The following is an 8,267-nucleotide window of genomic DNA, read 5'->3' as shown; positions in this document are numbered from 1 at the left end:
GCTCAACGCCTCGACGGATCACGCTGACCAGCTCTTCGGGCGTGCAATCCATCAGGGAGAGAAAGTGCCTTGCGCTCATCATTGACTACCTTTTTGCTACAAACCGCAGATGCTCAAAGCCTTGTTTAACGGAACAACGGGCGAGACCTGCGGCGTAAGCCGCACGGGGCGACGAAATAGGGGAAGGCGCGATCTTATAATTAAATGTCGCGTCTTACCAATAGGGCTACGGTTTTTAGGGGATTTCAGAGGGGCTACGGGGTGACCGCAGTAGCGCTTTTGAAGCCTGTTTCCTGACAGCAGCAGGGCATTTGTACACCGGGCCAGCGTCGCTTGGCAATCAAGCGGGGCGGGGGTGGTGCAATGACGGTCGGTTTTTGACTGGTTATCCCCAGCTTGCAGTGTGGTGCGACTGATGCGAAACATTTGCCAACACAAGGGCTGGGTTATGAACAGCCATCCGCTGGCCTGATGGTCACCGATTCACAAGACTGACGTCGCTGGCGCGGTAGCGAGGCAGGCGCCATAGTTTTGTTCCCGCGGCCGAAATGGCCCACCCAGAACAAGACAGAGACTGGCCATGACCAAGACTCTCCATCACCGTGCCTGCCACCTGTGTGAAGCCATCTGTGGCTTGACCATCGAAACCACCGAGGTCGAAACCGGCAATCTGCAGATCACCTCGATCAAGGGTGACTCGCTGGATACCTTCAGTCGCGGGCACATCTGCCCCAAGGCTGTGGCCCTTCAAGACATTCAGAACGATCCTGATCGCTTGCGCCAGCCCATGCGGCGAATCGGCAGCGAATGGCAGCCGATCGAATGGGAGGAGGCCTTCAATCTGGTCGCCGAACGCCTGTCGTCGATTCAGGAGCGTCACGGGCAAAACGCGGTGGCGGTTTATCAGGGCAATCCCAGTGTGCACAACTATGGGTTGATGACCCACAGCAATTATTTCCTCGGCCTGTTGAAAACCCGTAACCGGTTTTCCGCGACCTCGGTCGATCAATTGCCCCATCACCTGACCAGTCATCTGATGTACGGCCATGGTCTTCTGCTGCCGATCCCGGACATCGATCACACCGACTTCATGTTGATCCTCGGCGGCAACCCGCTGGCCTCCAACGGCAGCATCATGACCGTGCCGGATGTTGAGAAGCGTTTGAAAGCGATTCAGGCCCGGGGCGGCAAAGTGGTGGTGGTCGACCCGCGCCGCAGCGAGACGGCGGCGATTGCCGATCAGCATTTGTTTGTGCGGCCCGGTGGCGATGCGGCGTTGTTGTTCGGTTTGCTCAATACGTTGTTTGCTGAAGGGCTCACCCGCGACAGTCATCTGCCGGTGGACGGTCTGGATCAGGTGCGTGAATCCATCGCGACCTTCACTGCCGAGGCCATGAGCCCGCTGTGTGCGGTGCCGGCCGAGCAGATCCGCCAACTGGCCCGTGATTTCGCCACGGCGCCAAGTGCGGTTTGCTACGGACGCATGGGCGTTTCCACCCAGGCGTTCGGCACGCTGTGTCACTGGCTGGTGCAGTTGATCAATCTGGTCACCGGTAATCTCGACCGCGTGGGCGGTGCGTTGTGTACCGAACCGGCGGTGGACCTGGTGGCTTCCACGTCTGGCGGACATTTCAATCTGTGGCAGAGCCGGGTATCCGGGCGTCCGGAGTACGCCGGTGAACTGCCGGTGTCGGCTCTGGCCGAAGAGATGCTGACCGCAGGGGAGGGGCAGGTTCGTGCGCTGATCACCGTGGCGGGCAATCCGGTGCTGTCGACGCCAAATGGTCGACAACTGGAGCAAGCGTTGGATGGCCTGGAGTTCATGGTCAGTGTCGACTTGTATATCAACGAAACCACGCGCTACGCCGACCTGATCCTGCCGTCCACCTCGGCACTGGAAAATGATCACTACGACACCACATTCAATATGTTCGCTGTGCGCAATGTCAGCCGCTTCAATCGAGCGATTCTGCCCAGGCCCGAAGGCGCGCTGCATGACTGGGAGATTTTCGTCGGGTTGGCCAAGGCGTTTTCCGCCAGGACCGGCAAGGAACTGAAGCCCACCATCGCTCCGGCGCAGATGATCGATCGCGGTTTGCGCATGGGAGTGTACGGAGATACGTCACAGCAAAAGCTGTCGTTGGCGACGTTGTTCGATCATCCGCATGGTGTAGATCTGGGGGCGTTGAAGCCCAATCTGGCACCACGCTTGAAAACCGACAATCAACGAATCCAGGCCGCGCCTGCCGCGATCCTTTCCGACTTGAAGCGCTTCGCGGTACTTCAGGCCCCGACTGCTGATGAACTGCTGATGATTGGCCGACGACATGTGCGCAGTAACAACTCCTGGATGCACAACTATCACCGCCTGGTGAAGGGCAAGCCGCGACATCAGTTATTGATGCACCCGGATGATCTGGCCAGTCGAGGCTTGAGCGACGGTCAGCGCGTAAGGGTCAGTTCGCGGGTCGGTGTGATCGAAGTGGAAGTGCTGGGCAGTGCGGATATGATGAAAGGTGTGGTCAGCCTTCCCCACGGCTGGGGCCATGCGCGACCGGGTGTGCAAATGACCATCGCCAGTGGCCAGCCGGGTTCCAGTGCCAACGACCTGACTGACGAATGTCAGTTGGACGAGTTGTCGGGAAATGCGGCGTTGAATGGCGTTCCGGTGACCGTGGCAGCGGCCTGATCGTATCTGACGGAGAGACCGAGCAGGGCGCTCGGCTTTCCGTTACAATGCGCCACCGTGCCGACCCATGAGTCGGAAAGTTCAGCCGAGGTGCTCCATGGATATCATCGAAACGATTAAAGAGCAGATTGCTAACAACACCATTCTGCTTTACATGAAAGGCTCGCCGAATGCCCCGCAGTGTGGCTTCTCCGCTAAAGCCGCGCAGGCCGTGATGGCATGTGGTGAAAAGTTTGCGTACGTGGACATCCTGCAGAACCCGGAAATCCGCGCCAACCTGCCAAAATACGCCAACTGGCCAACCTTCCCGCAACTGTGGGTGGGTGGCGAGCTGGTTGGTGGTAGCGACATCATGATCGAGATGGCTGCAGATGGCTCGCTGCAAAGCACCATCAAGGCTGCCGTCGAAGCCGCTGCTGCCAAGAACGAAGCGTGATTTGCTCTCTGTAGGAGCGAGCTTGCTCGCGAAGGACTAAAGAACGCCGCGGGGTGTCAGGCTTCCAGCGTTACCGTTAACGTCCATCGTCGGAACGCCGCCCGGAGCAAGCTTGCTCCTACAGGACCGCAAGCAATAAAAAGCCCCGCCTCTTTTAAAGAGTGCGGGGCTTTTTATTGCATCGAGTTTGAAGCCGAAGAATTTATTCGTCTTCGCCCATCTGCGATTGCAGATAGTTTTCCAAACCGATCTTGTCGATCAGGCCCAATTGGGTTTCCAGCCAGTCGATATGTTCTTCTTCGGACTCGAGGATATCTTCTAGCAACTCACGGCTACCGAAGTCGCCGACTTTCTCGCAATGTGCGATAGCGACTTTCAGGTCGGCATGGCCGATTTTCTCGATGCGCAGGTCACACTCAAGCATTTCCTTGGTGTGTTCGCCGATGTGCAGCTTTCCCAGGTCCTGAACGTTCGGCAGGCCTTCTAGGAACAAGATGCGTTTGATCAGCTTGTCCGCGTGTTTCATCTCGTCGATGGATTCGTGGTACTCGTGTTTGCCGAGCTTGTTCAGGCCCCAGTCTTCGTACATGCGTGCATGCAGGAAATACTGATTGATCGCGACCAGCTCATTGGCAAGGATCTTGTTGAGATGCTGGATGACTGTAACGTCGCCTTTCATGATGGGGTCCTGCCCTGTATTAGCCGTCTATAAGGCAGAGTTTGAGCCGACCAACTAAGAGTGTCAAACCTAAGTTATTGAATAATATATGAAAATTAATCGGAATAAGAGTGTTTGTGTTCCGCGTCTAGTGTCTAACTAGTTGATTTTCAGGCATAAAAAAACCGGACATGAGTCCGGTTCTTTGGAATTGGGAATTTACGCCGCTGTAAATTCTGCGGGAAACGGTATCGCAGCCTGGGCTGTCTGCAACTCCATCAGCGTTTCGCGAACCACTTCCTTGGCGAGGCAGGCACATTTGCCGCATTGACTGGCTACGCCGGTGGCCAAACGGACTTCTTTATAGCTGCAGCATCCTTCATAGATCGCATCGCGGATTTTACCGTCGGTGACGCCAGTGCAGAGGCAAACATACATAAGTGAAATCCGTCGCTTGTTTATGTCTCGAATGCGATGGATCTTAATGTTAACGAGAATGATTGTCAAAGCACCTGAAGGGCACTTTTCCCAAGTCTGACGAACGGTTTTCATTCCAGAGCCCAGAGGCGGGTTTCGCAGGGGCGAATCTACGTCTGTGGGAAAAACCGTTGAGGACAGGTCAAAAACGCAGTGTATGATGGCCGGTCTTTGCGAACCGGGTTTGTGTCACAGGGCTGTCGCCTGAGGGTGGCAGGCTGGCGCAAACCTTGTTTTCACGTTTCTACACCAGGAGATATCCAATGAGCGTACTCGTAGGCAAACAAGCCCCTGACTTCACCGTACCGGCAGTACTGGGCAATGGCGAAATCGTAGACAGCTTCACCCTGTCGTCGGCCATCAAAGGCAAATACGGCCTGGTGTTCTTCTACCCACTGGACTTCACCTTCGTTTGCCCGTCGGAGCTGATCGCTCTGGACAACCGCATGTCGGAATTCAAGGCTCGTAACGTAGAAGTGATCGCTGTCTCGATCGACTCGCACTTCACCCACAACGCCTGGCGTAACACCCCGGTCAACAATGGCGGTATCGGCGAAGTCCGTTACACCATGGCTGCCGACATCAAGCAGGAAATCATGAAGGCCTACGACGTTCAGTCCGCTGACGGCGTTGCTTTCCGTGGCGCATTCCTGATCGACGACAAAGGCGTTGTCCGTTCGCAGATCGTCAACGACCTGCCGCTGGGTCGTAACATGGAAGAGCTGCTGCGTCTGGTCGACGCTCTGCAATTCCACGAAGAGCACGGCGAAGTTTGCCCTGCCAACTGGAAGAAAGGTGACAAAGGCATGAACGCTTCGCCAGAAGGCGTTGCTGCCTACCTGACCGAGCACGCTGCTGCTCTGTAAGACGCGCTCCAGCTACAAAAAACAGATGTAAAAAAACCGGCCATCAAGGCCGGTTTTTTTATGGGCGGGAAATCAATCGTTGAAATCTTCCCAACCGCCCATCTGCTTCCAGCGATTGACGATGCCGCAGAACAGCTCGGCAGTCTTCTCGGTGTCATAGCGAGCCGAGTGAGCCTCGCGACCGTCGAAGTCGATGTCCGCCGCCTGACAGGCCTTGGCCAACACGGTCTGACCATAAGCCAGGCCGGCGAGGGTAGCGGTGTCGAAGCTGGAGAACGGGTGAAACGGGTTGCGCTTCATGTCCAGACGCGCGACTGCGGCGTTGAGGAAGCCCAAATCGAAGCTGCTGTTGTGTCCAACCAGGATCGCCCGCTTGCAACCGTTGGCTTTAAGCGCCTTGCGTACACCGCGGAAGATATCGTTCAGGGCGGACTCTTCACTCACGGCCATGCGCAGTGGGTGATCGAGCTTGATACCGGTGAACTCCAGGGCCGCCGCTTCGATGTTTGCGCCTTCGAAGGGCTCGACGCGGAAGAAGTAGGTGTGATCAGGGTATACAAAACCCTTTTCATCCATGGCGATGGTGGTCGCGGCGATTTCCAGCAGGGCATCGGTGGCTGAATTGAAGCCACCGGTTTCTACGTCGACGACAACCGGCAGGTAGCCACGGAACCGGGCAGCCATGGGATGACGGGAACCGCCTCCACCGCCTTGGCCTTCCAGTTCATCGTCGAAATGGGCTTCACTCACGCGTGTTCCTCCAGCAGGCGCCAGCGCAGTTTCTCACCGGCGCGCAGCGGGATAACGGTCAGCTCGCCAAATGGCAGGCTGGTCGGGGCGGTCCATTCTTCGCGGACCAGGGTGATGCGATCGGTGTTTGCCGGCAGGCCATAGAAGCGTGGGCCGTTGAGGCTGGCGAAGGCTTCGAGCTTGTCCAGCGCATTGCGCTGTTCGAAGGCTTCGGCGTACATCTCGATCGCAGCAAAAGCGGTGTAGCAGCCGGCGCAACCGCAAGCGGCTTCCTTGGCGTGCTGGGCATGGGGTGCCGAGTCGGTGCCGAGGAAGAACTTTTCGCTGCCGCTGGTGGCGGCGTCGAGCAGGGCTTCCTGATGGGTATTGCGCTTGAGGATCGGCAGGCAGTAGAAGTGCGGCCGAATTCCGCCCACCAGCATGTGGTTGCGGTTGTACAGCAGGTGGTGAGCGGTGATGGTCGCGCCAACGTTGGCCGGGGCCGAGTTGACGAATTGCACGGCGTCAGCGGTGGTGATGTGTTCGAACACCACCTTGAGAGTCGGGAAACGCTCGACCACTCGACGCATGTGCTCATCGATGAAGATTTTTTCGCGGTCGAACACGTCGATATCACCGCGGGTGACTTCACCGTGGATCAACAAAGGCATTCCGACCTCGGCCATGGCCTCGATTGCCGGGAAGATCTTGTCGATGCTGGTGACGCCAGAATCCGAGTTGGTGGTCGCGCCGGCCGGGTACAGCTTGGCGGCGTGAACGAAACCGCTGGCCTTGGCCTCGCGAATTTCTTCGGGCTGGGTGCGGTCGGTGAGGTACAGGACCATCAGCGGTTCGAACTGGCTGCCGGCCGGGCGGGCAGCGAGAATCCGCTGGCGATAGCCGTCGGCTTCAGCCGCATTGCGGACCGGAGGTACCAGGTTAGGCATGATGATGGCGCGACCAAAGGTGCGCGCGACATCCGCAACGGTATTGGTCAACACGGCACCATCGCGAAGATGAATGTGCCAGTCGTCGGGACGCAGCAGGGTCAGGCGGTCGGACATGAGGGGATTCCAGGCGGGTCAAACTGAGGGGAATGCTACCGGAAAAGACTCTTGCAGGCACTCGCTATCAAGTTTTGCAGCAAGCTTCCGATATCCAACAGGTATGCCGTAAACATGTGTGTGTCGGTCTTTTCAGTTGTAGAAGCCAGTGGAGCCTCCCGTGCGCCAGCGATATTTAGCCTTGCTCAGTGTGTTTGCCAGCCTTCCAGCGATGGCACTGACTTTCCAGACCCGTCTGGAGAACATTGAGTGGACGGTCGAAGGTGACAAGTTCGAGTGCCGCCTGACTCAGCCGATCACCGATTTCGGCTCGGGACAGTTCGTGCGTCGCGCGGGCGAGCAGGCCACGTTTCGTCTGAATGCCTACAACGCAATGATGGGCGGTGGCTCGGCCACTCTGCTGGCGGCGGCTTCCCCGTGGCAACCGGGGCGTGGCGACATCAATCTTGGCTCCGTGCGAATCGGCAGCGGAAATGTGCTGTTTAGTAGCTCGCAAGTGCAGGCCGGGCGCCTTATCAGCGGCCTGATGGACGGTCGCAGTCCGGTGGTGCGGCATTCTTCGGGTGATGGCCGAGTGTCGGAAGTGCGCCTGCTACCGGTCAAGTTCAACAAGGCTTTTGCCGATTACCAAGGCTGTGTGGCCAAGCTGTTGCCACAGAATTTCGATCAAGTGAAACAGTCCGAAGTCGGGTTTCCCGGTGGCGGTATCGATCTGGACGCGGCGGCGAAAGCCCGGCTGCAGGTGATGCTGGAATACATGAAGGCCGATCCGACGGTCAATCACATCGAACTCGACGGTCATTCCGACAACAGCGGCAATCGCTTGGCCAATCGTGATCTGTCACGACGCCGGGCTCTGGCTGTAATGGAGTTCTTCAAGGCCAATGGCATTCAGGAGTCGCAGATCACCCTGCGTTTCCATGGTGAGCGTTATCCGTTGGCGCCCAATATCAACAACGCCAACCGCTCGAAGAATCGTCGGGTTGCAATACGCCTTGAGCGTGGTGCACCGCCGGAGCAAGTAGCTCCCCAGGTCGTGAAGCCGGCTACTTCGGCAACTTCCTGACCCGCTGGTCATCGTCGCTCTATCGACACATTCTGTCGCTTCGTCGTCATAAGCTGTCGCGCCACTGTAAATTATCTTGTATGAGCGGTAGACTTCTCGGCTTTCCGTAGAACCCCGTGGAGTGATGGCATGGCGGACGTAAACAAGGTCGTTCTGGCGTATTCCGGCGGCCTGGACACTTCGGTGATCCTCAAGTGGCTGCAGGATACTTATAACTGTGAAGTGGTGACCTTCACCGCTGACCTGGGTCAGGGCGAAGAGGTCGAACCTGCACGCGCCAAG

At 57.5% G+C, this 8,267-nt stretch carries 9 protein-coding genes; 5 read left to right on the top strand and 4 right to left on the bottom strand.

What is annotated here, in order from left to right:
- Window positions 1–580 precede the first annotated feature (580 nt).
- Window positions 581–2,689: a molybdopterin oxidoreductase family protein gene (locus tag ACRESJ_RS00045; RefSeq protein ID WP_431756037.1), complete on the top strand. Its 2,109-nt coding sequence runs from the start codon at window positions 581–583 to the stop codon at window positions 2,687–2,689.
- Window positions 2,690–2,786: 97 nt separating this feature from the next.
- Window positions 2,787–3,125 (top strand): Grx4 family monothiol glutaredoxin, encoded by a 339-nt coding sequence (gene grxD, locus ACRESJ_RS00040; protein WP_431756036.1) that lies wholly within the window; start codon window positions 2,787–2,789, stop codon window positions 3,123–3,125.
- A gap of 202 nt (window positions 3,126–3,327) precedes the next feature.
- Here grxD and bfr read toward each other — a convergent pair whose 3' ends face one another.
- Both bfr and ACRESJ_RS00030 read right to left on the bottom strand, forming a co-directional pair.
- Complete coding sequence (gene bfr, locus ACRESJ_RS00035; RefSeq protein WP_431756035.1) at window positions 3,328–3,804, bottom strand: bacterioferritin; 477 nt, start codon at window positions 3,802–3,804, stop codon at window positions 3,328–3,330.
- A 198-nt stretch (window positions 3,805–4,002) separates the two neighbouring features.
- Window positions 4,003–4,221: a bacterioferritin-associated ferredoxin gene (locus ACRESJ_RS00030; protein ID WP_056853602.1), complete on the bottom strand. Its 219-nt coding sequence runs from the start codon at window positions 4,219–4,221 to the stop codon at window positions 4,003–4,005.
- A 302-nt stretch (window positions 4,222–4,523) separates the two neighbouring features.
- Here ACRESJ_RS00030 and ACRESJ_RS00025 point away from each other — a divergent pair, with 302 nt between their 5' ends.
- Entirely contained in the window at window positions 4,524–5,126 is a 603-nt protein-coding gene (locus ACRESJ_RS00025) for a peroxiredoxin (protein ID WP_207266920.1), read from the top strand.
- Between the two features lie 72 nt (window positions 5,127–5,198).
- Here ACRESJ_RS00025 and rnt read toward each other — a convergent pair whose 3' ends face one another.
- Window positions 5,199–5,876 (bottom strand): ribonuclease T, encoded by a 678-nt coding sequence (gene rnt / locus ACRESJ_RS00020; RefSeq protein WP_431756034.1) that lies wholly within the window; start codon window positions 5,874–5,876, stop codon window positions 5,199–5,201.
- A complete protein-coding gene (pyrC, locus tag ACRESJ_RS00015) occupies window positions 5,873–6,919 on the bottom strand; it encodes a dihydroorotase (protein WP_431756033.1) in 1,047 nt (348 codons plus the stop codon). Before pyrC ends, rnt begins: the two co-directional genes overlap by 4 nt.
- A gap of 160 nt (window positions 6,920–7,079) precedes the next feature.
- Here pyrC and ACRESJ_RS00010 point away from each other — a divergent pair, with 160 nt between their 5' ends.
- Together ACRESJ_RS00010 and ACRESJ_RS00005 are read left to right on the top strand one after the other, a co-directional pair.
- Entirely contained in the window at window positions 7,080–7,985 is a 906-nt protein-coding gene (locus tag ACRESJ_RS00010; RefSeq protein ID WP_431756032.1) for a flagellar protein MotY, read from the top strand.
- A gap of 129 nt (window positions 7,986–8,114) precedes the next feature.
- On the top strand, window positions 8,115–8,267 hold a 153-nt coding region (locus ACRESJ_RS00005), incomplete at its 3' end, for an argininosuccinate synthase domain-containing protein (protein ID WP_431756038.1).

The organism is Pseudomonas sp., from assembly GCF_050739655.1.
Taxonomy (GTDB): Bacteria; Pseudomonadota; Gammaproteobacteria; order Pseudomonadales; family Pseudomonadaceae; genus Aquipseudomonas.
The sequence above is the reverse complement of the archived record's forward strand: the minus strand, read 5'-3'. Positions and strand labels throughout refer to the sequence as shown.

What these genes read in the sequence shown, in the direction of transcription:
- ACRESJ_RS00045 (WP_431756037.1), top strand. Translation starts at nt 581, where the DNA reads ATGACCAAGACTCTCCATCACCGTGCCTGCCACCTGTGTGAAGCCATC.
- grxD (WP_431756036.1), top strand. Translation starts at nt 2,787, where the DNA reads ATGGATATCATCGAAACGATTAAAGAGCAGATTGCTAACAACACCATT.
- bfr (WP_431756035.1), bottom strand. Translation starts at nt 3,804, where the DNA reads ATGAAAGGCGACGTTACAGTCATCCAGCATCTCAACAAGATCCTTGCC.
- ACRESJ_RS00030 (WP_056853602.1), bottom strand. Translation starts at nt 4,221, where the DNA reads ATGTATGTTTGCCTCTGCACTGGCGTCACCGACGGTAAAATCCGCGAT.
- ACRESJ_RS00025 (WP_207266920.1), top strand. Translation starts at nt 4,524, where the DNA reads ATGAGCGTACTCGTAGGCAAACAAGCCCCTGACTTCACCGTACCGGCA.
- pyrC (WP_431756033.1), bottom strand. Translation starts at nt 6,919, where the DNA reads ATGTCCGACCGCCTGACCCTGCTGCGTCCCGACGACTGGCACATTCAT.